This window comes from Streptomyces sp. NPDC056738, from assembly GCF_042790435.1.
Classification (GTDB): Bacteria; Actinomycetota; Actinomycetes; order Streptomycetales; family Streptomycetaceae; genus Streptomyces.
This window is the reverse complement of the sequence record NZ_JBHTZF010000002.1, coordinates 87788-111795: the sequence shown is the minus strand read 5'-3', so window position 1 is coordinate 111795 and position 24008 is coordinate 87788. Positions and strand designations below refer to the sequence as shown.

The 24008-nt window shown below is 71.1% G+C and carries 14 protein-coding genes; 6 read left to right on the top strand and 8 right to left on the bottom strand.

All coding sequences use genetic code 11. The features are described 5' to 3' along the window. Positions 1-129: 129 nt before the first annotated feature. The 6 genes from ACFRIC_RS04240 to ACFRIC_RS04215 form a co-directional block, all read right to left on the bottom strand. Positions 130-837, bottom strand: a complete 708-nt coding sequence (locus ACFRIC_RS04240; RefSeq protein ID WP_382779108.1) for a potassium-transporting ATPase subunit C — start codon at positions 835-837, stop codon at positions 130-132. A gap of 5 nt (positions 838-842) precedes the next feature. Further along, entirely contained in the window at positions 843-2978 is a 2136-nt protein-coding gene (gene kdpB / locus ACFRIC_RS04235; RefSeq protein ID WP_382779105.1) for a potassium-transporting ATPase subunit KdpB, read from the bottom strand. After that, positions 2978-4639, bottom strand: coding sequence for a potassium-transporting ATPase subunit KdpA (gene kdpA, locus ACFRIC_RS04230; RefSeq protein ID WP_382779102.1), 1662 nt, complete (start codon positions 4637-4639; stop codon positions 2978-2980). The genes kdpB and kdpA overlap by 1 nt, the downstream gene beginning before the upstream one ends. Before the next feature lie 8 nt (positions 4640-4647). Next, positions 4648-4737, bottom strand: a complete 90-nt coding sequence (gene kdpF, locus ACFRIC_RS04225; protein ID WP_037896654.1) for a K(+)-transporting ATPase subunit F — start codon at positions 4735-4737, stop codon at positions 4648-4650. 762 nt (positions 4738-5499) lie between these two features. Then, the gene (locus tag ACFRIC_RS04220) at positions 5500-6381 is read right to left on the bottom strand and encodes a PRD domain-containing protein (protein WP_382779097.1); all 882 of its coding nucleotides are present in this window, start codon (positions 6379-6381) and stop codon (positions 5500-5502) included. Positions 6382-6497: 116 nt separating this feature from the next. Continuing rightward, positions 6498-8627 (bottom strand): glucose PTS transporter subunit IIA, encoded by a 2130-nt coding sequence (locus ACFRIC_RS04215; protein ID WP_382779094.1) that lies wholly within the window; start codon positions 8625-8627, stop codon positions 6498-6500. A gap of 810 nt (positions 8628-9437) precedes the next feature. Here ACFRIC_RS04215 and ACFRIC_RS04210 point away from each other — a divergent pair. Next, positions 9438-12662: an alpha-L-rhamnosidase gene (locus tag ACFRIC_RS04210; RefSeq protein WP_382779091.1), complete on the top strand. Its 3225-nt coding sequence runs from the start codon at positions 9438-9440 to the stop codon at positions 12660-12662. Positions 12663-12741: 79 nt separating this feature from the next. Here the strand turns inward: ACFRIC_RS04210 and ACFRIC_RS04205 are convergent, their stop codons facing one another. Next, positions 12742-14646, bottom strand: coding sequence for an ABC transporter ATP-binding protein (locus ACFRIC_RS04205; RefSeq protein ID WP_382780776.1), 1905 nt, complete (start codon positions 14644-14646; stop codon positions 12742-12744). 198 nt (positions 14647-14844) lie between these two features. On the opposite strand from ACFRIC_RS04205, the gene ACFRIC_RS04200 reads away from it, so the two are divergent. The 3 genes from ACFRIC_RS04200 (at position 14845) to ACFRIC_RS04190 (ending at position 18302) form a co-directional block, all read left to right on the top strand. Further along, complete coding sequence (locus ACFRIC_RS04200; protein WP_382779088.1) at positions 14845-15828, top strand: YbhN family protein; 984 nt, start codon at positions 14845-14847, stop codon at positions 15826-15828. A 137-nt stretch (positions 15829-15965) separates the two neighbouring features. Continuing rightward, entirely contained in the window at positions 15966-16730 is a 765-nt protein-coding gene (locus ACFRIC_RS04195; protein WP_382779085.1) for a crotonase/enoyl-CoA hydratase family protein, read from the top strand. Positions 16731-17216: 486 nt separating this feature from the next. Next, the gene (locus ACFRIC_RS04190) at positions 17217-18302 is read left to right on the top strand and encodes a mechanosensitive ion channel family protein (protein WP_382779082.1); all 1086 of its coding nucleotides are present in this window, start codon (positions 17217-17219) and stop codon (positions 18300-18302) included. A gap of 333 nt (positions 18303-18635) precedes the next feature. Here ACFRIC_RS04190 and ACFRIC_RS04185 read toward each other — a convergent pair whose 3' ends face one another. Beyond that, the gene (locus tag ACFRIC_RS04185) at positions 18636-20189 is read right to left on the bottom strand and encodes a M1 family metallopeptidase (protein ID WP_382779080.1); all 1554 of its coding nucleotides are present in this window, start codon (positions 20187-20189) and stop codon (positions 18636-18638) included. Positions 20190-20528: 339 nt separating this feature from the next. Between ACFRIC_RS04185 and ACFRIC_RS04180 the strand changes: the two genes are divergently transcribed. Continuing rightward, positions 20529-22748 (top strand): NADP-dependent isocitrate dehydrogenase, encoded by a 2220-nt coding sequence (locus ACFRIC_RS04180; protein WP_382779077.1) that lies wholly within the window; start codon positions 20529-20531, stop codon positions 22746-22748. A gap of 174 nt (positions 22749-22922) precedes the next feature. Continuing rightward, complete coding sequence (locus tag ACFRIC_RS04175; protein ID WP_382779073.1) at positions 22923-23984, top strand: nitrous oxide reductase family maturation protein NosD; 1062 nt, start codon at positions 22923-22925, stop codon at positions 23982-23984. Positions 23985-24008: the final 24 nt, after the last annotated feature.

Sequence of the window (24008 nt, the reverse complement as noted above, 5' to 3'; positions counted from 1 at the left end):
CGGGGGGGGGGGGGGGGGGGCGGGCCGGGGGGGGGGGGGGGGGCGAGGGGTCCCGGCGGGGGGGGCCGGGCGCCCGGGTTGCCCCCCGGGCCCCCCGGCTCCCCTCGGGGCCGCGTAAGGCCGTAGCCGTCACCGCTTCGCCGCGAGGTCCTTCAGGGCGACGTTGAGCTCCAGGACGTTCACCCGGGGCTCCCCCATGAAGCCGAGGGTGCGGCCCTGGGTGTGGTCCTCCACCAGCTTCTCGACCCGTGCGACGGGCAGGCCGTTCTTCTCGGCGATCCGGTGGACCTGGAGTTCGGCGTACGCCGGGGAGATGTCCGGGTCGAGGCCGGAACCGGAGGAGGTGACCGCGTCGGCGGGTACGGCGGACGGCTCGACCTTGTAGCCAGGTACCGAGTTGTCCTGGACGACGGCGGCCTTGGCGGCGGCCACCTGGGCGCAGAGCGTGCCGTCCTCCGGCTTCGCCGGGCACGTCCCGTCGACCGCGCCGCTGTCACCGGCCAGGTTGGTGGCGCCCGAGAGGATCAGCGTGTACCGCGTGTTGATGCTGTTGGAGCCCAGCCCGTTGGCGGGGCGCCCCTGGAACCACTTGAGGTCGGGCTCCGGGGTCTCCTGGCCCTTCTTCAGCGGCAGGTCGTAGGACTGGCCGATGAGGGAGGAGCCGACGACCTTGCCGTCCGCCTTGATCTCCGAGCCGTTCGCGTTGCCGTTGAACAGGCCCTGGGCGACGCCGGTGACGACCAGCGGGTAGACGACACCGGTCACCAGGGTCAGTACGAGCAGCGCCCGCAGACCCGCGCCGAGCAACCGGGCGGTGTTCACAAAGGAGTTGTTCATGTCCTTCACCTGATCCCGGGGACGATCGAGACGATCATGTCGATGACCTTGATGCCGATGAACGGGGCGACCAGGCCGCCGAGTCCGTAGATTCCGAGGTTGCGGCGGAGCAGCTTGTCGGCGCTGACCGGCCGGTAGCGGACGCCCTTCAGGGAGAGCGGTACCAGCGCGATGATGACGAGCGCGTTGAAGATGACGGCGGAGAGGATCGCGGAGTCGGGCGAGGACAGGTGCATGATGTTGAGCTTGTCCAGGCCCGGGTAGACGGCCGCGAACAGCGCGGGGATGATCGCGAAGTACTTGGCGACGTCGTTGGCGATGGAGAACGTCGTCAACGCGCCCCGGGTGATCAGCAGTTGCTTGCCGATCTCGACGATCTCGATGAGCTTGGTGGGGTTGGAGTCCAGGTCCACCATGTTCCCGGCCTCCTTGGCGGCCGAGGTGCCGGTGTTCATCGCCACGCCGACGTCGGCCTGGGCGAGCGCGGGGGCGTCGTTGGTGCCGTCGCCCGTCATCGCGACGAGCTTGCCGCCGGCCTGCTCCCGCTTGATGAGCGCCATCTTGTCCTCGGGAGTCGCCTCCGCGAGGAAGTCGTCGACGCCCGCCTCCTCGGCGATCGCCTTCGCGGTCAGCGGGTTGTCGCCCGTGATCATGACGGTCTTGATGCCCATGCGGCGCAGTTCCTCGAACCGTTCGCGCATGCCGTCCTTGACGACGTCCTTGAGGTGGATGACACCGAGGACCCGTGCGCCGTGCACGTCCTCGACGGCCACGAGCAGCGGGGTACCGCCCGACTCCGAGATCCGGTCCGCGAGGGTGCCGGCGTCCGCGGAGACCGTGCCGCCCTGCTCGGCGACCCAGGCGATGACCGAACCGGCCGCGCCCTTGCGGATCTTGCGTCCGTCGACGTCGACGCCGGACATGCGGGTCTGGGCGGTGAAGGCGATCCACTCGGCGCCGGCGAGTTCGCCCTGGTGACGCTCGCGCAGTCCGTACTTCTCCTTCGCCAGGACGACGACCGAGCGGCCCTCGGGGGTCTCATCCGCGAGGGAGGAGAGCTGGGCGGCGTCGGCGACCTCGGCCTCGGTCGTCCCCGTCACCGGAACGAACTCGGACGCCTGCCGGTTGCCGAGCGTGATGGTGCCGGTCTTGTCCAGCAGCAGCGTCGAGACGTCACCGGCGGCCTCGACCGCGCGTCCGGACATGGCGAGCACGTTGCGCTGCACGAGCCGGTCCATGCCGGCGATGCCGATCGCGGAGAGCAGGGCGCCGATGGTGGTCGGGATCAGGCAGACCAGCAGGGCCACCAGCACGACCATGGTCAGGTCGGTGCCCGCGTAGGCCGCGAGCGGCGGCAGTGTGGCACAGGCCAGCAGGAAGACGATCGTCAGCGAGGCCAGCAGGATGTTCAGCGCGATCTCGTTGGGCGTCTTCTGCCGGGCCGCGCCCTCGACCAGGGCGATCATCCGGTCGATGAAGGTCTCGCCGGGCTTCGTCGTGATCTTGACGACGATCCGGTCGGAGAGCACCTTCGTGCCGCCGGTGACGGCCGACCGGTCGCCGCCGGACTCCCGGATGACCGGGGCCGACTCGCCGGTGATGGCCGACTCGTCGACGGAGGCGACACCCTCGACGACGTCGCCGTCGCCGGGGATGATGTCGCCGGCCTCGCAGACGACCAGGTCGCCGATCGTCAGCGCGGTGCCGGGCACCTGTTCCTCGGAGCCGTCCGTCAGCAGTCGGCGGGCGACGGTGTCGGTCTTGGCCTTGCGCAGGGTGTCGGCCTGCGCCTTGCCGCGTCCCTCGGCCACCGCCTCGGCGAGGTTGGCGAACAGGACGGTGAGCCACAGCCAGGCGCTGATCGTCCAGCCGAACCAGTCGCCCGGGTCCTTGAAGGAGAAGACGGTGGTGAGCACCGAGCCGACCCACACCACGAACATCACGGGCGACTTGACCATCACCCGGGGGTCGAGCTTGCGGAACGCCTCCGGCACGGACTTGATCAGTTGTCCGGCGTCGAAGAGACCGGCTCCGACACGGCCGTCCGAGGGCTTGTGCGCGGTGGGGACGTCGCTGTGCGGCGCCCTGGTGGGTGTGGCTGTGGACATCGAGTCCTCTGCCTTCTCTGTACGGGTGGTCATCACGCGAGTCCTTCCGCGAGCGGGCCCAGGGCGAGGGCCGGGAAGTACGTGAGACCGGTGATGATGAGGACCGCGCCCACGAGCAGGCCGGTGAACAGCGGCTTCTCGGTCCGCAGGGTTCCCGCGGTCACCGGGACGGGCTTCTGCCCCGCGAGCGAACCGGCCAGGGCCAGCACGAACACCATGGGCAGGAAGCGGCCGAGCAGCATCGCGAGTCCGGTCATGGTGTTGTACCAGTCGGTGTTCGCGTTCAGGCCGGCGAACGCCGAGCCGTTGTTGTTGGCCGCCGAGGTGAAGGCGTAGAGGACCTCGGAGAACCCGTGCGCGCCGGAGTTGAGCATCGAGTGCGGCGGGGTCGGCAGCGCCATGGAGGCCGCGGTGAAGACCAGCACCAGCGCGGGGGTGATGAGGATGTAGCAGGCGGCAAGCTTCATCTCCCGGCCGCCGATCTTCTTGCCGAGGTACTCGGGGGTGCGGCCGACCATCAGGCCGGCGATGAACACCGCGATGATCGCCATGATCAGCATGCCGTAGAGGCCGGATCCGGTGCCGCCGGGCGCGATCTCGCCGAGCTGCATGCCCAGCATGGTGATGCCGCCGCCGAGTCCGGTGAACGAGGAGTGGAAGGAGTCCACCGCGCCCGTGGAGGTCAGGGTCGTGGCCACGGCGAAGATGGACGAGGCGCCGACGCCGAAGCGGGTCTCCTTGCCCTCCGTCGCCCCGCCCGCGAGGTCGAAGGCCGCGCCGTGGTGGTGGAACTCGGTCGCCATCATCAGGGCGGTGAAGCCGATCCAGATGGTGGCCATCGTGGCGAGGATCGCGTATCCCTGCTTGACCGAGCCGACCATCACGCCGAAGGTGCGGGTCAGCGCGAACGGGATCACCAGGATCAGGAAGATCTCGAAGAGGTTCGAGAACGGGGTCGGGTTCTCGAAGGGGTGGGCGGAGTTGGCGTTGAAGTAGCCGCCGCCGTTGGTGCCGAGCTCCTTGATGGCCTCCTGCGACGCGACCGCGCCGCCGTTCCACTGCTGCGAGCCGCCCATGAACTGGCCGACCTCATGGATGCCGGAGAAGTTCTGGATCGCCCCGCACGCCACCAGGATCACCGCGGCGACCGCCGCGACCGGCACCAGGATGCGCAGCGTGCCACGCACCAGGTCCGTCCAGAAGTTGCCGAGTTCACCGGTGCGCGACCGTGCGAAGCCCCGTACGAGCGCAACCGCGACCGCCATGCCGACCGCCGCGGAGACGAAGTTCTGCACGGCCAGACCGGCGGTCTGCACGACGTGGCCCATGGTCTGTTCGCCGTAGTACGACTGCCAGTTGGTGTTCGTCACGAACGACACGGCGGTGTTGAACGACTGGGCCGGGTTGACCGCGTCGAAGTGCAACGACCCCGGCAGGACACCCTGGAGCCGCTGGAGCAGATAGAGGAACAGGACGCTGACCGCGGAGAACGCGAGGACCGCGCGGAGGTACGCGGGCCAGGTCATCTCGGCGTCCGGGTTGGCGCCGATGCCCTTGTAGACCCACTTCTCGACCCGCAGGTGCTTCTCGGAGGAGTAGACCCGGGCCATGTAGGTACCGAAGGGGATGGAGACGAGCGCCAGCGCGCCTATGAGGGCGAGCAACTGGAGGACGCCGGCGAGGACGGGGCTCATATCGGTGCTCAGAACCTCTCCGGAAAGACAAGGGCAAGGACCAGATAGCCCAGCAGGGCGACGGCCACGATCAGGCCGACGACGTTCTCGGCGGTCACAGCTTCGTCACCCCCTTGGCGACGAAGGCCACCAGCGCGAACAACGCGATCGTGGTGACGACGAAGGCCAGATCGGCCATCGCGAACTCCTAGGGGAGGTTCCTATTGCATCGGACGCTTAGAGGAAACCTCCGCTCCGCCCGGATCCGGCCCCCGTTGACGGCTCCCATACGCCGACGCTCCCGGCCTTGACGGGACCCTTACGTAGACCACCGATCCGTACCGTCGATCAGGCCGGATCGGCGGCTGGCCGGCCGGCTGGCGGGACGGGCTGGCGGGGGCGCAGAAGCACGGCGGGGAGCCCTGAGCTGCGACGACGGGAGCGGCCCCCGCGCCAGGGCGCCGCGCTGCTCGACCGGCTGGGGCAGCGGATCGACGACGAGACCGTATGGGCGGCGCTGAGGGCGTCGGGGCTCTCCGACCAAGAGGCCGGACGCCGGGCTGATCGATCCGGACCGCTGGGCCGGGCTGTCCGGTAGGGCGGCCGGGAGCGCCGGGCCGAGCGGTCCAAAAGGGCAGCCGGAAGCGTCGGTCGGGCGACCGGAAGCGCGCCGGTCAAGCGGGCCGGAGCGACGCCTGGTGACTGGGAAACGAATGTCCGGCGGGCGGGAGAAACGTCAGATGATCCGGAACGTCGGTCCGGCAGGCAGATGCGACGCCGGGTGATGGGGAAACGCCGGTCGGGCGGGCGCGAGCGACGTCAGGTGACCGGGCAACGTCGGTCCGGCGGGCGGGAGTGCCGGTCCGGGGCCGGTTCGTGGCTCACGCCGCTGTGTCGTCGGCCTCCATCGTCATGCGGGCCACGTGGAGCGCCAGGTAGGAGACCTCGTCCTCGCTCAGCTGGCGGCCCAGGCGCAGCTCGACGATCGTCGCGAGCTGCTGCGCGGTGCGGGTCGCCTCCGGGTAGTACTGGCGGATGCCCTTCCCGATCGTGGACTCGTGGCCTTTGAGCTGCCGGCGCTGCTGGATCCGTACGAAGAGATAGCGCACGTGGGTGATGAACCGCGCCACGTTCATCGACTCGTGCGAGACGTCCAGCCCGTACCGCTCCCTGATGACCGCGAGCATCTGCTGGATGACCCCGGTCATCGTGTAGGTGAAGGACAGGTCGCCCGAGACGAAGCCCGCGTTCACCAGGTGCAGTGCCAGCGGGGTCGCCTCGGAGGCCTCCAGTTGCGGGGTCACGTGCTCGTTGATGGCCTGGAGCAGGAGCTGCGCCTGGGCGTACTCGGTGGCGTACAGGGTCTGCACCTCGGCGCGCAGCGGGTACTCGATGACGATGCCCCGCGCGGCCCGGTCCAGCGCTCCGGCGACGTGGTCGGCGACCGCGATGGCGAGGGTGGGCCGGGTGGACTCGCGGCCCTCGATGCCGGCGTCGCCGAGGGCGGTCACGACGGCTTCCAGGATCTCCTCGCTGATGAGGGCCATGGCCTCGGCCAGCCGGGCGGGGTCCGCGTCGGGGACGGGGCCCGCGGCGGGGTCGCGGCCGTCGGCCGGGACGAAGACGCGCTCGATGAGCGTGGGGTCGACGGGCTTGCCCTGGTGGGAGCTGAAGCCGATGCCGCGCCCGGTCAGGATGACCGGCTGGTCCTTCTCGTCGCTCGCGAGGACCACGTTGTTGTTCAGGACACGCACAGCCTTCACCGCCGGCCCTCCTTTCCGTCCGATCTCCATGGTCTCCCGAACGCCGACGCGGCGCGTGCACGCGTCCCTCGCGGGAGGCGTGCACGCGCCGGATCGTAGGCGTCAAGCGGGGCTGATCACCGTCGCACGGTCACCACGGGGGTGCCGGCGGTGACGTCCTGCCCGACGTGCGGCTCGACCGAGGTCATGTCCGCGGTGTTGAGGACGGTCATCAGGGTGACGGCCGGGTGTCCCGCGGCGCGTACGGCGCCGAGGTCGACCTCGGCGAGGAGGTCGCCGGCGGCGATCTTCTGCCCGGCCGCGACGCGCACGTCGAAGCCCTCGCCCTGCATCTTCACGGTGTCGATGCCGACGTGGATGAGGACCTCGACGCCGTTCGCGGTACGGATACCGAAGGCGTGGCCGGTGTCGGCGACGGTGATCAGCTCACCGTCGACCGGGGCGACGACGCGGCCGTCGGCCGGCTCGATGCCCACGCCCTCGCCGAGCGCGCGGGAGGCGAAGACCGGGTCCTCGACCTCGCCGAGGCCGATCACACGGCCCGCGACGGGCGCCGTGAGCTCGAGGCCCTTTCCGGCGGCGGGAGTCTCGGCCGTGGCGGCAGCGCCCGGGACGCTGCCGGTGGAGGCACCGGTGGCACCGGTGGCAGCGGCGGCGGCACCGACGCCGACGAGCTCACGGTCGTCGGCCGCGACGGTCTGGGCAGAGGCGGTCTGGGCGGGGACGACGGCCTTGCCGCCGGCGGCCGCCTCGGCCGCGTCACGCTCGGCGTTGGCCTCGGCGCGCTCTTCCTTGGTGCGGTAGTCCGCGAAGTACACGAGCGCCATCGAGGTGAAGAAGGCCGCCGAGATCGCGATGATGTACTTGATCATCGGGTCGAAGACCGGGATGGTCAGCAGGGAGGTGAAGGCGAAGGCCTTGGTGTTCACGCCGCCGAGGAGACCGATGATCACACCGCCCACGAGGCAGCCGACGAGCATGCGCGGGTAGATCCGCTTGAAGCGCAGGTGGATGCCGTACAGCGAGGGCTCGGAGATACCGCCGAGCAGACCCGCGGCCAGGGCGCCGGTGGCGGTCTGGCGCATGTCCTTCTCACGGTGACGGATCGAGAGCAGCAGGACACCGGCGGTCGCGCCGAAGCAGGCGAAGTTCCACGTGCCCATGGGGCCCTGGATGAAGTCGTACCCGAGGGTGTTGATGTTCACGAGCATGAGCGCGTTCAGCGGCCAGTGCAGACCGAGCGGCACCAGGAAGGGGTACAGCATCGGGATGACGATCGCGAAGACGATCGGGGCGTTGCCGTTCAGCCACGACAGACCCGTGCCGAGACCGTTGCCGGCCCAGACGCCCATGGGGCCGATGAGGAACGCGGTCATCGGGATCATGATCAGCATGCTGAAGAACGGTACGAAGACCATCTGCACGTTCTCGGGGAAGATCCGCTTCAGGCCCTTGTAGACGAGGGCGAGCAGGGCGACCATCAGCAGCGGCACGAACACCTGGCCGCCGTAGTCGTTGAGCTGCATCGGCAGCCCGAAGACGTGGGCCACGGACTCCGAGGTGCCCAGCGTGGTGTTGGTGGTCGTGGTGACGCCGGGGGTCTTGGACCCGATCATGCCCGTGAAGTTCGGGGTCATCACCGCGGCCATCACGGTGGCGCCGACCCAGGGGTCGATCTTCAGCTTCTTGGCCGCGTTGTAGGCGACCATGATCGGCAGGAAGTACAGCACCGAGCGCCACATCGAGTCGACGAAGACCCAGGTGGCGGACTTGTCCGCGGAGCGGAAGTCGACCACGCCGAAGGCGTCGAGCATCGAGGCGATCGCGATGATCAGGGAGGCGCCGAGCAGCACGCCCAGGAGCGGACGGAACGAGTCCGAGAGGTACTCGAAGAAGTTGTCCAGCCAGGCGAAGCGACCGCGGCCCTTGGCGCGGATCTCGGCCTTGACCTCGGCGTCGGACTGCGGACGCGCCGTGGCGCCGCCCGCCATCGACGGCAGGTTCATGATGTCCGAGTAGACGCCGGCGACGGCTCCGCCGATGACGATCTGGAAGCGGTCGCCGGACTGGGGCACCGTGCCCATGACGCCGTCGAGGGCGTCGAGCGCGGCTTGGTCGACCTTCTTGCCGTCGTGGAGCTCGAAGCGCAGCCGCGTGGCGCAGTGCGTGAGGCTCCCGATGTTCTCGGCTCCGCCGACGCCGCTGAGGATCTGCTCCGCCAGCGCACCGGGTGTGGGTGTGTTCATGACGCGTCCTTGCATCCCTGATTCTTGCCGTCTTGCCTTGGTCCGCGATCTCTCGCGCATGGACCAGGGCAACAAAAAAGGCCCGGGAAGCGCACGGGGCGCCACCCAGGCCTTGCCTCCCTCAAACCGGACGCCGGGGGCGTCTCCGTAGGGAGTAACAATCCTGCGATCGAGATCGATCGGAAATGACTATAGCAGCGCGGCAAGGGCCTCCGACGCCGTTCGTGACCATCACCACTCGACGGGCCCTCACCGCCGGGCGGCGGCGGGAAACAGCAGGCCACGCCGGTCGGCAGCAGGGCCACCACGCGCCGGCGGGCACCGCGGGGCAGTGCCGGTCAGTGCCGGTCAGTGCCGGTCAGTGCCGGTCAGTGCCGGTCAGTGCCGGTCAGTGCCGGTCAGTGCCGGTCAGTGCCGGTCAGCAGCCGACACGACCGGCGGCGCCAGGCAGCACCATGCGGCGCCGGAGCATTCTGCCACCTCGCGGCACGGCGCCCGGCCAGGGTCGGCACCCGCGTGCACCCAGGCGGGCGACACACCCGCCGGCCGCCGGGGCGGCCGACCCTCCGGCCGTCGGCCGCCGCGGGCCCACGCTCCCCTCCAGCCGGCCGCGCCCGGTCGGCGCGGGCCCTCGTCCACCCGATTGAAACCGTTCAATGTTCGGGCACGCGAACCGGCCGAATCGACTGACGACACGGATAAGCATGGCCGATTTCCGGAAAATACCGCCGCACTTGTTGACCGCTACCTCCCCCGCCCCTACCTTCACCGCCGTGAAACGATTCATAACTCCTAGGTGAGGGGCCCCAGTTGATCAGCAGGAGGAACATCCTGGCGGGCGCGGCCGGTGCGGCGGGTGTCGTCGCGGCGACGGCCGCGGGAGCGGGACCGGCAGCCGCGGCCTCGCCCTCGTCGGCATCCGCGCCGGCCGGCCCGCGCGCCCGGCGCGCGGCCCCGCGCGTCACCGCTCCGACCGTCGAGTACGTCGAGCACCCCCTGGGGCTCGACACCCAGCACCCCCGGCTGAGCTGGCCGATGGTCTCGGACGCGCCGGGGACGCGACAGAGCGCGTACCGGATCCGGGTGGCCACCAGCGCGTCCGGCCTGTCCCGGCCCGACGTGTGGGACAGCGGAAAGGTGACGTCCGACCAGTCCGTCCTCGTCCCCTACGCCGGTCCCCGGCTCGCTCCGCGGACCCGGTACTTCTGGTCCGTGCGGGTCTGGGACACCGACGGAGCGGCCTCCGGCTGGAGCGCGCCGTCCTGGTGGGAGACGGGTCTCCTGGACACGCCGTGGTCGGCGGAGTGGGTCTCGGCTCCTCTCGCCCTCACGGACGCGCCCTCCCTGGAGGGCAGCGCCTGGATCTGGTTCCCCGAAGGTGATCCGGCGAGCAGCGCCCCGGCGGCCACGCGGTGGTTCCGGCGGGTCGTCGACGTTCCCGACGGTGTCACGGCGGCGAAGATCGCCTTCAGCGCCGACAACGTTTTCTCGCTCTCGGTCAACGGTGCCGAGGTGGCCCGTACCGACCTGGCGACCGAGCACGAGGACTGGCGCCGCCCGGCCGTCGTGGACGTCCTCGGACGGCTGCGCCCCGGACGAAACGTCCTCGCGGTGGAGGCGGCCAACGCGACGGTGGGGCCCGCCGGCCTGGTCGGAGTCCTCACCCTGACCACCTCCTCCGGTGAGCGCCGGATCGTCACCGACGCGTCTTGGCGGGCCACGGACGCGAAGCCCGCTGGTGACTGGCGCGGGGACGGCTACGACGACGGCGGCTGGCCGGCGGCCAAGGTGGCGGCCGCGTGGGGCGCGGGCCCCTGGGGCAGGGTCGTCCCGGCCTCGTTCGCCGCGAACCAGCTCCGCCACGCGTTCACCCTGCCCGCCAAGCGAGTGGCCCGCGCGCGCCTGTACGCGACGGCCCTCGGCCTGTACGAGGCCCACCTCAACGGCCGGCGGGTGGGCCGCGACCAGCTCGCCCCCGGCTGGACGGACTACCGCGAGCGCGTCCAGTACCAGACGTACGACGTCACCTCCCTCCTGCGGCCCGGGGCCAACGCCGTCGGCGCCTGGGTGGCGCCCGGCTGGTACGCGGGGAACGTCGGCATGTTCGGACCCCGCCAGTACGGTGAACGCCCCGCGCTGCTGGCCCAGTTGGAGATCGAGTACGCCGACGGGACGAGAGAGAGCGTCTCGTCGGGCCCCGACTGGCGGGCCGCGTCCGGACCGATCGTCGCGGCCGACCTGCTGAACGGCGAGACGTACGACGCGCGTGCGGAGACCGACGGCTGGACCTCCCCCGGTTTCGACGACCGGACCTGGCTCGCCGTCCGTGCCGCCGGGGACGCTGCGCCCCGCCGGATCGTCGCGCAGTCCGACGGTCCGGTGCGCGTGGCCGCCGAACGGCCCGCCGAGAAGGTGACCGAACCCGCCCCGGGCGTCCACGTGTTCGACCTGGGCCAGAACATGGTCGGCTCGGTCCGGCTGCGCGTCACGGGCGAGGCCGGAACGACCGTGCGGCTACGTCACGCCGAGGTCCTCAACCCGGACGGCACCCTCTACACCGCAAATCTGCGCTCGGCGGCGGCGACCGACACGTACATCCTCAAGGGCGGCGGCGAGGAGACGTACGAGCCGCGCTTCACCTTCCACGGGTTCCGCTACGTCGAGGTCACCGGGTTCCCCGGGACTCCCTCCACGGCGGCCGTGACCGGCCGTGTCATGCATACGTCGGCGCCGTTCACCCTGGAGTTCGAGACCGACGCACCCCTGCTCAACCAGCTTCACAGCAACATCACTTGGGGCCAGCGGGGCAACTTCCTCTCCGTCCCCACGGACACGCCGGCGCGCGACGAGCGGCTCGGCTGGACCGGGGACATCAACGTCTTCGCCCCCACGGCCGCCTACACCATGGAGTCGGCGCGCTTCCTGGCCAAGTGGCTGGTGGACCTGCGCGACGGCCAGACCGCCGAGGGCGCGTTCACGGACGTGGCGCCCATGGTCGGGACGGTCGGCAACGGGGTCGCGGGCTGGGGAGACGCGGGTGTGACCGTCCCCTGGTCGCTGTACCAGGCCTACGGGGACCGGCAGGTCCTGGCCGACGCCTGGCCGTCCGTCAAGGCGTGGCTGGGCTATCTGGAGCGCCACAGCCACGGCCTGCTGCGGCCCGCTGAGGGATACGGCGACTGGCTGAACGTCTCGGACGAGACGCCCAAGGACGTCATCGCCACCGCGTACTTCGCGCACAGCGCCGACCTCGCGGCCCGGATGGCCACCGCGCTGGGCGAGGACCCCGCGCCCTGGGCGGGCCTGTTCGACCGCGTCCGGGAGGCCTTCCGGAACGCGTACATCGGCGCCGACGGGACGGTACGGGGCGACACGCAGACGGCGTACGTGCTCGCCCTGTCGATGGACCTCGTTCCGGACGCGCTGCGCACGGCGGCGGCCGGACGGCTCGTCGACCTGATCCGCGCGAGGGACTGGCATCTGTCGACCGGCTTCCTCGGGACGCCCAGGCTGCTCCCGGTCCTCACGGACACCGGGCACACCGACGTCGCCTACCGGCTCCTCCTTCAGCGCTCCTTCCCGAGCTGGGGCTACCAGATCGACAAGGGCTCCACCACGATGTGGGAACGCTGGGACTCCATCCGGCCCGACGGCAGCTTCCAGGCCCCGGACATGAACTCCTTCAACCACTACGCCTACGGCTCGGTGGGCGAGTGGATGTACGCGACCGTCGCCGGCATCTCGCCGGGCGGGCCCGGCTACCGCGAGATCGTCGTCCGTCCCCGGCCGGGCGGCGGCCTCACCTCCGCGCGGGCCACGTTCACGTCCCTCTACGGTCCGGTCTCCACCCGGTGGCGACAGGGCTCCGACGGCTTCGACCTCACCTGCGCCGTCCCGGCCAACACCACGGCCGAAGTGTGGATCCCGGCGAGCGGCCCGGACGCGGTCGCGCACACCGGCGCCGCCTTCCTGCGTACGGAGGACGGCTGCGCGGTGTACCGCGTCGGCTCCGGCCGGCACCGCTTCACCACCTGACCGGGGGCCGCGGGAACGGAGGGACCGGACGGACCGGGCCGGGTGAGGTGATCAGGTGGTCACGGCGTTCGCGTCGCCGCTACGGCGTCGCGTCCGCCGTGACCGGGATCTCCTCCTCGTGCTGCGGCCGGCCGGTCCTGAACTGCGTGCGGTACAGCTCCGCGTAGCGCCCGTCCGCCGCGAGCAGCTCGTCGTGGGTGCCCCGCTCGACGATCCGGCCCGCCTCGACGACCAGGATCAGGTCGGCGGCCCGTACCGTCGACAGCCGGTGCGCGATCACGACGGCGGTGCGGCCCTCCAGTGCCTCGGTGAGTGCCTCCTGGACGGCCGCCTCCGAGGTGTTGTCGAGATGGGCGGTGGCCTCGTCCAGGATGACGACGCGCTGGCGGGCGAGGAGCAGCCGGGCGATGGTCATGCGCTGGCGCTCGCCGCCGGAGAGCCGGTAGCCGCGCTCGCCGACCACGGTGTCGAGACCGTCTGGCAGGGACCGTACGAGGTCGTCGAGACGAGCCCGGCCCAGCACGTCCCACAGCTCGTCCTCGGTGGCGTCCGGCCGGGCGAGGAGCAGGTTCTGGCGGACCGAGTCGTGGAAGAGGTGCCCGTCCTGGGTCACCATGCCGAGGGTCGCGCGCATCGACACGGCGCTGAGTTCGCGGACGTCGACGCCGCCGATGCGAACGGCGCCGGCGTCTGTGTCGTACAGCCGCGGCAGGAGTTGGGCGATGGTCGACTTGCCGGCGCCGGAGGAGCCCACGAGTGCGACGGTCTGGCCGGGCTCGGCGCGGAAGGAGATGCCGTGCAGCACCTCGTCGCCGCCGCGGGTGTCGAGGGCGGCGACCTCCTCCAGGGAGGCGAGGGAGACCTTGTCGGCGGAGGGGTAGGCGAAACGGACGTCGTCGAACTCGACGGAGGCGGGACCGTCCGGGAGCGTGCGGGCGTCCGGCTTCTCCTCGATGAGCGGCTTGAGGTCGAGCACCTCAAAGACGCGCTCGAAGCTGACCAGGGCGCTCATGACCTCGACACGGGCGCCCGCCAGCGAGGTGAGCGGCGCGTACAGGCGGGTGAGCAGCAGCGCCAGCGAGACGACGGCGCCCGGCTCCAGGGTGCCGCGCAGGGCGAACCAGCCGCCGAGCCCGTAGACGAGGGCGAGTGCCAGGGCCGAGACCAGGGTGAGGGCGGTGATGAAGGCGGACTGCGCCATGGCCGTACGGACGCCGATGTCCCGCACCCGCCGGGCGCGCGCCGCGAACTCGGCGGACTCCTCCCCGGGCCGCCCGAAGAGCTTGACGAGGGTGGCGCCCGGGGCGGAGAAGCGCTCGGTCATGCGGGTGCCCATGGCGGCGTTGAGGTCCGCGGCCTCGCGCTGGAGCCTGGCCATGCGGCTGCCCATCCGCCGGGCGGGGAGCACGAACACCGGCAGCAGGACCAGCGCGAGCAGCGTGATCTGCCAGGACAGGGTGAGCATCACGACCAGCGTGAGCAGCAGGGTCACCACGTTGGCGACGACGCCGGACAGGGTGTTGCTGAACGCGCGCTGGGCGCCGATCACGTCGTTGTTGAGTCGACTGACGAGCGCTCCCGTACGTGTACGTGTGAAGAACGCGACCGGCATGCGCTGCACATGATCGAAGACAGCCGTGCGCAGATCGAGGATGAGTCCCTCGCCGAGCGTCGACGAGAGCCAGCGGCTCAGGATCCCGAAGGCCGCCTCGGCGAGCGCGATGACGGCGATGAGCACGGAAAGACGGACGACGGTGCTCTCGTCCCCGTGGGCCACGATGGTGTCCACGACGTGCCCCGCGAGCACCGGCGTCGCGACGGCGAGCAGCGCCGTCACCACACTGAGGAGGACGAACTGCGCGATACGGCGGCGGTGCGGGCGGGCGAAGGCGGCGATGCGGCGCAGCGTCGCGCGGTCGAAGGGACGACGCTCCTGTTGGGCGTTCATGACACTGTGCAACTGTGTCCAGGCTGTGGTCTCCATGCTCATGGGAGAGACAGTAGGACCTCAAGCTTTGTTGAGGTCAACGGATCGGGGCGGGAGCACTCACGCGGGTGGGCCTCCCCGGAGACCGGCACCCGGCGCCCCCGGGTCGGGCCTCCCTCGGCTTGCCCGGCGTGTCAGCCTCCGTCCCCGCGCCCGCAACCTCGCGTTGGTGCGGTGTGGAAAACCTCTCGAGATGTGACAGCCGTACGACTTCCCCGGGCGCTGCCCCGGCTCCCCCGCCTCCTCACCCTGCGGCCCGCCGTCCGGCCGGTCCTGTGCCTGATCCCGCTCGCGCTGGTCCTCGTGGTGGCCGTGCGGCACCGGTCCGTGCTCGCCGAGGGCTTCGGGCATCTGAGGTCGGCCGAGTGGCCCTGGCTCGTCGCCGCGGCCGCCGCGACCTGCCTGACCTGGGTGGCCGCGGCCGTGACCCGGCAGGGCGCGGTCATGGAACGGCTGCCCGCGGTCCGGCTGCTGGCCACGCAGTTCGCGGCGGGCGCGGCGAACCATCTGCTGCCGACGGGGCTGGGTGCCGGGGCGGTGAATCTGCGGTTCATGACCGTGTGCGGGGTGCCGCTGGCCCGCTCCTCGGCCGCGCTCGCGCTGTACCTGCTGGCGGAGGCGGTCGCCCGGCTGACCCTGCTGGTCGGCCTGCTGATCGCGTTCCCGGACGCGCTGCGGGTCGACGGTCTGATACCCGACGGAGCGCTCGGACCGCTGCTGATCGGCGTCGGCGTGGCCCTGTGCGCCGCGCTGGCCGTGCTCGCTCTCGTACGAAGGCTGCGCACGGCCGTCCTCTCCTTCCTGCGCACCGCCTTCGGTGAGGCCCGTTCGGTGCACACCCGCCCGTCCCGCGCCCTCGCCCTGTGGGGCGGATCGCTGGCCTTCCCGCTGCTCCAGGCCGCCGGGCTGGCCTCCGTGGGACGCGCGCTGGGCCTCCCGGTGTCGCCCACGCACATGATGATCGCCTACCTGGCGGCGACGATCGCGGTGGCGATGGTGCCGACCCCCGGCGGGCTCGGTTTGGTGGAGGCCGCGCTGATCGTGGCCCTCGTCGCGGCGGGGGGCCCGGTGGCCGTGGCGACGGCGGTGGTGCTGGCGTACCGGATCATCACGGTGTGGGTGCCGCTGCTGCCGGGGGCGCTGACCCTGGGCGCGCTGGTCCGCTGGAAGGTGATCTGACCCGGTCGGGGGCTGGGGCAGGCGCCAGGGGTCACGAGCGCTTCCGTCCTGGGTCGTGCGGGGCGCCGCGCGCTGTGATACCGAGGAGTAACCACGGCGCGCGACGGGGCGCGCCGGCCGCAGAGAGGGACAGCGCGATGCCGGTCCGCAGCGAACGTCAGGGTCACGTCACCACGATCGTCCTCTCCCGGCCCGCGGCCCGGAACGCGGTGGACGGGCCGACCGCCGCCGAACTCGCCGACGCCTTCCGGAAGTTCGAGGCCGACGAGACGGCGCGTGTCGCCGTGCTCTGGGGTGAGGGCGGCACCTTCTGCGCGGGCGCGGACCTCAAGTCCATCGGCACGGAGCGGGGGAACGCGGTCGCCGAGGAGGGGGACGGTCCGATGGGGCCCACCCGGCTGCGGCTGACCAAGCCGGTGATCGCGGCGGTCGCGGGGCACGCCGTGGCGGGCGGCCTGGAACTGGCGCTCTGGTGCGATCTGCGGGTCGCCGAGGAGGACGCCGTCTTCGGGGTGTTCTGCCGACGCTGGGGCGTGCCGCTGATCGACGGGGGCACGGTGCGGCTGCCCCGGCTCATCGGCACGAGCCGGGCGATGGACATGATCCTCACCGGCCGTGCCGTCGCCGCCTCCGAGGCGTACGAGATGGGGCTCGCGAACCGGGTGGTCCCGGTCGGCCGGTCTCGCGCCGAGGCCGAGCGGCTGGCGGCGGAGATCGCCGACTTCCCGCAGGCCTGCCTGCGCAGCGACCGGGCCTCGGTCCTCGACCAGGAGGGCCTGGTCGAGAAGGAGGCCATGCGGACCGAACTCCGTTACGGCATGGGCGTCCTGGAGGAGAGCATGGAGGGCGCCGCCCGTTTCGCCTCCGGCGCGGGGCGCCACGGTGCGTTCGGCGAAGCGTGACTGCGAGGGCGGGTGTGCAGGCCGGGGACCCGCGTAGCCGCGTACCCGCGGTTTCGGCAGGTGGGTGGGTCGGGGCCGTGCCGGTACATCCGCCCGTCGCCGTTGGGTGAGGGGTGAGCGTCGGTGGCGACGGGCATGTGATGTACCGGCACGGCCCCTCGCGCCGGATCCCGACTGCGGGTGTGCTGTGGCCGGATCGGGTTGCTGGTGCGCGGTGGCCGGATCCCGGCTGCGGGTGCGCGGTGGACGGATCGGAGCTGGAGGTCTGTCGGATTGGGGTGTCAAGGGCTGGCCCTCGTAGGGGTGGTGACGGGGAGGCAGGGGGATGCGGCAGGATGAGCCGTCTCCCCGGACGACGGCTGACGCCCGTCCGGGCATGATCGCGTTCCCGGATTCGAGCAGGTGGCAAGTGACGACACAGCACATTCGGCCCGTGGGCCCTCATCCCGGTACGGGTCCCGGTCCCGCTCTCCGAGGAGGTCACCGATGAAGCGCTCCGTCACCCTGGACGACCTGATGATCGCCGGAATAGCCGTGGCGGCCGGGCTGCTGGCGGCGTTCCTGCTGCGGATGCTGCTGCGCTGGCTGGGCAAGCACGCCGAGCGCACCCGCTGGAGCGGCGACGACGTCATGGTGGACGCCCTGCGTACCGTCGTGCCGTGGTCGGCGGTGGCCGGAGGCGTCGCCGCGGCGGCCGCGGTGCTTCCGCTGACCGCGCCGGTCGGCCGCACCGTGAACCGGTCGCTGACCGTCCTGCTGATCCTGGTCGCGACGGTCACGGCGGCCCGCCTGATCACCGGTCTGGTCCGGTCGGTGACGCAGTCCCGCTCGGGCGTCGCCGGTTCGGCCACCATCTTCGTCAACATCACCCGGGTCGTGGTGCTGGCGATCGGCTTCCTGATCGTCCTGCAGACCCTGGGCATCTCGATCGCGCCCCTGCTGACGGCCCTGGGCGTCGGCGGTCTGGCCGTCGCGCTCGCGCTCCAGGACACCCTCGCCAACCTCTTCGCGGGCGTGCACATCCTCGCCTCGAAGACGATCCAGCCGGGCGACTACATCCGGCTGAGCAGCGGGGAGGAGGGATACGTCGTCGACATCAACTGGCGCAACACCACGGTCCGTCAGCTCTCCAACAACCTGGTCATCATCCCCAACGCCCAGCTCTCGGGCACCAACATGACCAACTTCACCCGGCCCGAGCAGAAGATGACGCTCCTGGTGCAGGTCGGCGTCGGTTACGACAGCGACCTCGACCACGTCGAGCGGGTCACGAACGAGGTCGTCGCCGAGGTGATGACCGAGATCGACGGTGCCGTCCCGGAGCACGAACCGGCCGTGCGTTTCCACACGTTCGGCGACTCGCGCATCGGTCTCACGGTGATCCTGGCCGTGGGTGAGTTCAGCGACCAGTACCGGATCAAGCACGAGTTCATCAAGGCCCTGCACAAGCGCTACCGGGACGAGGGCATCCGGATTCCGTCGCCCGCCCGGACGGTCGCGCTCCAGCCCGGCGGGGCGGGCTTCCTGGAGACCGCCATCCCCCATCAGCGCGAGGCCGCGCAGCGTCCCTGACATCGCGTGGGGAAGGGCAGGGCACGGAGGGTTGGGTACGGGGCACCACGACGCACCCGCAGTCGGCTTCGGCGTGAGGGGCCGCGCCGGTACATCAGATGCCCGTCGCCACCGACGTTCACCTCTCGTCCGACGGCGACGGGCGGATGTACCGGCGCGGCCCCGACCCCCTCCACCGGACCGGAACCGCGACGGCCGGCAAGGCGACGGCCAACGGGTCGGGGGCCGGGCGGAGTGATCCGCCCGTCCCCCTTCTTCACGCCCGGCCCCTTCTTCACGCCCGGCCCCTTCTTCACGCCGCCCGGCCGGAACGTGGCGGCCGGCGTGCGGCGGTCAGAGCGTGGCGGTCGAGTCCGGGTAGTGGCCGGGCGCGCGGTTGCGCGGCGCGACCAGGCTCGACACGACCGGGGTGACCGTCCAGTCCGGGTGGTTCGGCATGCGCGGTGTCTTCGTCCCGTACAGCCAGTCGTTCAGGAAGCCGGACTGGTCCGCGCCGGAGATCTCGGTGGCGACCGCGATGTAGTCGGCGGTGGTCGCCGCGCGGTTGCGGTACCGCTCCAGGAACGTGCGCTCGATGCGGTTGAAGACGTCCTCGCCGACCAGCTCGCGCAGCGCGTACAGGACGAGGACGCCGCCCAGGTAGCGCTGGCTGTCGAAGAGGTTGGCGGCGTTCGGCGCGGCGACGGGGCCGGACGACTGACGCCACTGGTCGCCCCGGGCGTACGTGTCCTTCATCCGGGCTTCCATGGTGGTCAGACCGAGCGAGTCGGCCCAGCCGCGCTCGTAGCGGTAGAGCAGCCCGTAGAAGTCGGCGTGGCCCTCGTTCAGCCACAGGTCGGCCCAGTTGGCGGGGCTGACGCTGTTGCCGAAGTAGGAGTGGACCAGCTCGTGCATCATGTGCGAGCCGATCTTGTTCTCCGCCTGGAGCAGGAAGTTCGGCTTGTAGAGCGTCAGGGTCTGGGTCTCCAGGCCCGTGAAGTCGAACGCGTTGGCCGCGTCCGAGTTGCAGGGCAGCAGCCCGTACGTCTCGAACGGGTAGGCGCCGAGGCGCTGCTCCAGCCAGTCGACGAGGCCGGGGGTGAGCGCGAGCGCCGGCTCCAGCGCGGCGGCCCGTGCGACCGGGACGACGTCCCGCAGCCCCAGCCCGTTCGGCCCCTGCCGCTCCTTGACGACGTAGTCGCCGACGGTGATCTGCACCAGCTCGGTGGCTATCGGCGAGGCCGAGCGGTACGAGTACGCGGTGCGGTCGCCGTCGAGCTGCTCCGTGCCGGTCAGCGAGCCGTTCGCGACACCGCGCAGGGTGTTCGGCACGGTGATGCGGAAGCTGAAGTCGGCCTTGTCCAACGGGTGGTCGTTGCACGGGAAGACGGTGTGCGCGGCGTTGGGCTGGGGACAGATGGCGAACCCGTCGGGGGTCGGCACCCAGGCGGTGTACGCCAGCGTCCTGGCCGGGTCGGCCCCGTACTCGACGCAGACCACGACGGCGCAGGACTTCGGCAGGGTGCGCGCCGGGGTGACCCGCAGCTTCTCGCCGACCTGCTCGAAGGCCGCGGCCACGCCGCCGACCTTCACCGTCCGCACGTCGAGGCCGAGCGCGTCGAGCGAGAAGCGCGAGAGGTCCTGGGTCGCCTTGATCCGCAGGATCGCCTTGGCGTCGACCAGGCGGGTCGTGGCGTCGTACGCGAAGTCGAGGTGGTACGCCTCGACGCGGTAGCCGTCGTTGCCGAGCGCCGGGAAGACGGAGTCGCCGAGGGTCTCCGCACCGGGGGTGCCCTGATCCGGCCTTAAGGCCAGGGGCCGCGCCGAGGCGGTGGGGGCGGCGGCGAGCGCCGCCGCCGTTCCGAGCAGCGCGGCCGCGGGGGCCGTCACTCTGGTGCGATATCTCATGTTTCGCTTTCGTTCGGGCGACAGAGGGCAGGGAGATCCGCCGCAAGATCAGTTGCGCGGTCACTCTCATGTACGGCTGAGCGGGCCGTCCGGTTGCCTCCGGCGGGCGGAACCGGTTTTCACTCCGGTCGGCGCGTTCACTTTCCGGGGCCGGAGGGGCGTCGGGGGGGATGCCGGAGGTGTCCGATCAGGGCGATTCGCTCCGGCGGACCCGGTTCGGCCCGTACGGCCGTTTCCCGCCCCTCCGCGTCCGACGCGGGACGGACCCCTGTCGAGACGGGGGCTCCCACGAGATATCTTGATGTCGAGCAATGTTGCAGACGTGGAGCGGAGCACCCGGTGACTGACTCGACCATCATCTACACGCACACTGACGAGGCCCCGGCCCTGGCGACGTATTCGTTCCTGCCGGTGGTCCAGGCGTACGCCTCTCAGGCGGGTGTCACTGTGGAGACCCGTGACATCTCGCTGGCCGGGCGCATCATCGCCCTCTTCCCGGAGTTCCTCCGGGAGGACCAGCGCATCGCGGACGCCCTGTCCGAGCTCGGTGAGCTGGCCAAGACGCCCGGCGCGAACATCATCAAGCTGCCGAACATCTCGGCGTCGATCCCCCAGCTCAAGGCCGCGGTCGCCGAGCTTCAGGCGCAGGGCTACGCGCTTCCGGACTACCCGGACGACCCGAAGTCGGACGAGGAGCGCGACATCCGCGCCCGTTACGACAAGGTCAAGGGCAGCGCCGTGAACCCGGTCCTGCGCGAGGGCAACTCCGACCGCCGCGCCCCCGCGTCGGTCAAGAACTACGCCAAGACCCACCCGCACCGCATGGGCGCGTGGTCCTCCGAGTCGAAGACGAACGTCGCCACGATGGGTGTCGACGACTTCCGCTCCACCGAGAAGTCCGCGGTGATCTCCGAGGCCGGCACGCTGCGCATCGAGCTGGTCGGCGACGACGGCTCCACCACCGTGCTGCGCGAGTCGGTACCCGTGCAGGCCGGCGAGGTCGTGGACGCGTCCGTCATGCACGTCGCGCCGCTGCGTGAGTTCCTCACCGCGCAGATCGCCCGCGCCAAGGCCGAGGACGTCCTGTTCTCGGTGCACCTCAAGGCCACGATGATGAAGGTCTCCGACCCGATCGTCTTCGGTCACGTCGTGCGCGCCTTCTTCCCGAAGACCTTCGCGGCGCACGGTGAGACGCTCGCCGCCGCGGGTCTGACCCCGAACGACGGCCTCGGCGGCATCTTCAAGGGCCTGGAGACGCTCCCGGAGGGTGCCGAGATCAAGGCGTCCTTCGACGCCGAGCTCGCCGAGGGCCCGGCCCTCGCGATGGTCGACTCCGACAAGGGCATCACCAACCTGCACGTGCCGTCCGACGTCATCGTCGACGCCTCGATGCCGGCCATGATCCGCACCTCCGGCCACATGTGGGGCCCGGACGGCCAGGAGGCCGACACCCTCGCGGTCCTGCCGGACTCCTCCTACTCCGGCGTCTACCAGGCCGTGATCGAGGACTGCCGCGCCAACGGCGCCTACGACCCGTCGACCATGGGCTCCGTCCCGAACGTCGGCCTCATGGCGCAGAAGGCCGAGGAGTACGGCAGCCACGACAAGACCTTCGAGATCGCGGTCACCGGCACGGTCCGCCTGGTCGACGCGGCCGGCGACGTGGTGCTGGAGCAGGCGGTCTCCGCCGGCGACATCTTCCGCGCCTGCCAGACCAAGGACGCGCCCATCAAGGACTGGGTGAAGCTCGCGGTCACCCGCGCCCGCGCCTCCGGCGACCCGGCCGTGTTCTGGCTGGACGAGACCCGCGCGCACGACGCCAACCTGATCGCCAAGGTCAACCAGTACCTCCCGGAGCACGACACCGAGGGCCTGGACATCCGGATCCTCGCCCCCGTCGAGGCCACCAAGCTGTCGGTCGAGCGCATCCGCCGCGGCGAGAACACCATCTCGGTGACCGGCAACGTGCTGCGTGACTACCTGACCGACCTGTTCCCGATCCTGGAGCTGGGCACCAGCGCCAAGATGCTGTCGGTCGTCCCGCTGATGGCGGGCGGCGGCCTGTTCGAGACGGGCGCCGGCGGCTCCGCGCCGAAGCACGTCCAGCAGCTCGTCAAGGAGGACTACCTGCGCTGGGACTCGCTGGGCGAGTTCTTCGCGCTGGTGCCCTCGCTCGAGCAGTTCGCGAAGACCACCGGCAACGCGCGCGCCCAGGTGCTCGCCGACACCCTCGACCGCGCGACGGCGACCTTCCTCAACGAGGACAAGTCCCCGACCCGTCGCGTCGGCGGCATCGACAACCGCGGCAGCCACTTCTACCTGTCCCTGTTCTGGGCGCAGGAGCTGGCGCGGCAGACCGACGACGCGGACCTCGCCAAGGCGTTCGCGCAGCTCGCCGAGACGCTGACCGCGCAGGAGCGGACGATCGTCGACGAGCTGAACGCGGTCCAGGGCAACCCGGCCGACATCGGCGGCTACTACCAGCCCGACCCGGCCAAGGCCGCGAAGGTCATGCGCCCGTCCGCCACCTGGAACGAGACGCTGGCGACCTTCGCCTGATCCACCGCACCACCGCACCACCTCGCGGGCACAGCCCCGCGCACGCCGCCCCGGCCGGATCCTCCGGCCGGGGCGGCGTCGTTCCGGCGTCTCCCGGCGCGTCACGGTGACGGCTGCGGCCCACCTGGGCGATCAGCGGTGGCGGGCCGCAACACCCGTTCATAGCTTCGGCCTATGACCAGACAACAGATGGCCTACCTCGCGTGCACGGCTGTGGTCGTGGCATCGGGAGTGGGCGCAGCCCTGCCCGCCGACCACCCGTCAGTGCACCTGGTACGCCCGGGTGAATCCATCCAGAAGGCCGTGAACTCGGCGCGGGCGGGCGACACCGTCGTCGTCGCCCCCGGCACCTATCACGAGAGCGTCACCATCACCGCGCGGGACGTGACCCTGCGGGGCGCGAGCGCCAGGTCCACCGTCATCGTGCCGAACGCCGCCGCCACCGACGCCTGCGCCAAGGCGGGCAACGGCATCTGTGTGACCGGGACCGACGCCAAGCGCGTGCGCGGGGTCACCGTCGCCTCACTGACCATCAGGGGCTTCTCGAAGCAGGGCCTGTGGGCGACGGGGACCGACGGGCTGACCGTGCGCAGGGTGACCTCCGAGAAGAACGGCCAGTGGGGCATCGCCGAGGAACGGTCCGTGCGGACCAGGTTCGTCCGCAACATCGCCAGGGACAACGGCGACGCCGGTCTCTTCGTCTCCAACACGGTGACCACCGAGGAGGGCGCCCGCGACACCAAGGGAACGGTGGTCGCCCACAACCTGATGAGCGGCAACCGGATCGGCATCACGGTCCGGCGGGTGCGGAACCTGACCGTCGCCCGCAACGAGGCCACCGGCAACTGCACCGCGGTGTTCGTCGTGGGCGACGAGAACAAGCCGCGCGTCGGCGACCTGAGCGTCACCGGGAACTACATCCACGCCAACAACAAGTCCTGCCCCAAGACCCCCCGGCTGCCCGCCCTCCAGGGTTCCGGCATCGTCCTCACCGGCGCGGAGGACACGCGCGTGACCCACAACCGGGTCGAGGACAACGTGGGCACCTCCCCGCTGTCGGGCGGCATCGTGCTGTTCAAGAGCTTCGTGGGCGCGCTCAGCGAGCGCAACGAGGTGCGCGACAACGTGGTCCTGCGCAACGGTCCGTCCGATCTCGCGAACCGCGACACCACCGGCAAGGGCAACACCTTCCGGGGCAACACCTGCAAGGTCTCCGAGCCCTCGGGCATGTGCTGAGCACGTACGGCACGACACCAGAAA

Excerpts from the sequence above, each read along its gene's own strand:
- ACFRIC_RS04240 (WP_382779108.1), bottom strand. The coding sequence starts at position 837 with ATGAACAACTCCTTTGTGAACACCGCCCGGTTGCTCGGCGCGGGTCTG.
- kdpB (WP_382779105.1), bottom strand. The coding sequence starts at position 2,978 with ATGACCACCCGTACAGAGAAGGCAGAGGACTCGATGTCCACAGCCACA.
- kdpA (WP_382779102.1), bottom strand. The coding sequence starts at position 4,639 with ATGAGCCCCGTCCTCGCCGGCGTCCTCCAGTTGCTCGCCCTCATAGGC.
- ACFRIC_RS04215 (WP_382779094.1), bottom strand. The coding sequence starts at position 8,627 with ATGAACACACCCACACCCGGTGCGCTGGCGGAGCAGATCCTCAGCGGC.
- ACFRIC_RS04205 (WP_382780776.1), bottom strand. The coding sequence starts at position 14,646 with ATGGAGACCACAGCCTGGACACAGTTGCACAGTGTCATGAACGCCCAA.
- ACFRIC_RS04195 (WP_382779085.1), top strand. The coding sequence starts at position 15,966 with ATGCCGGTCCGCAGCGAACGTCAGGGTCACGTCACCACGATCGTCCTC.
- ACFRIC_RS04190 (WP_382779082.1), top strand. The coding sequence starts at position 17,217 with ATGAAGCGCTCCGTCACCCTGGACGACCTGATGATCGCCGGAATAGCC.
- ACFRIC_RS04185 (WP_382779080.1), bottom strand. The coding sequence starts at position 20,189 with ATGAGATATCGCACCAGAGTGACGGCCCCCGCGGCCGCGCTGCTCGGA.
- ACFRIC_RS04175 (WP_382779073.1), top strand. The coding sequence starts at position 22,923 with ATGACCAGACAACAGATGGCCTACCTCGCGTGCACGGCTGTGGTCGTG.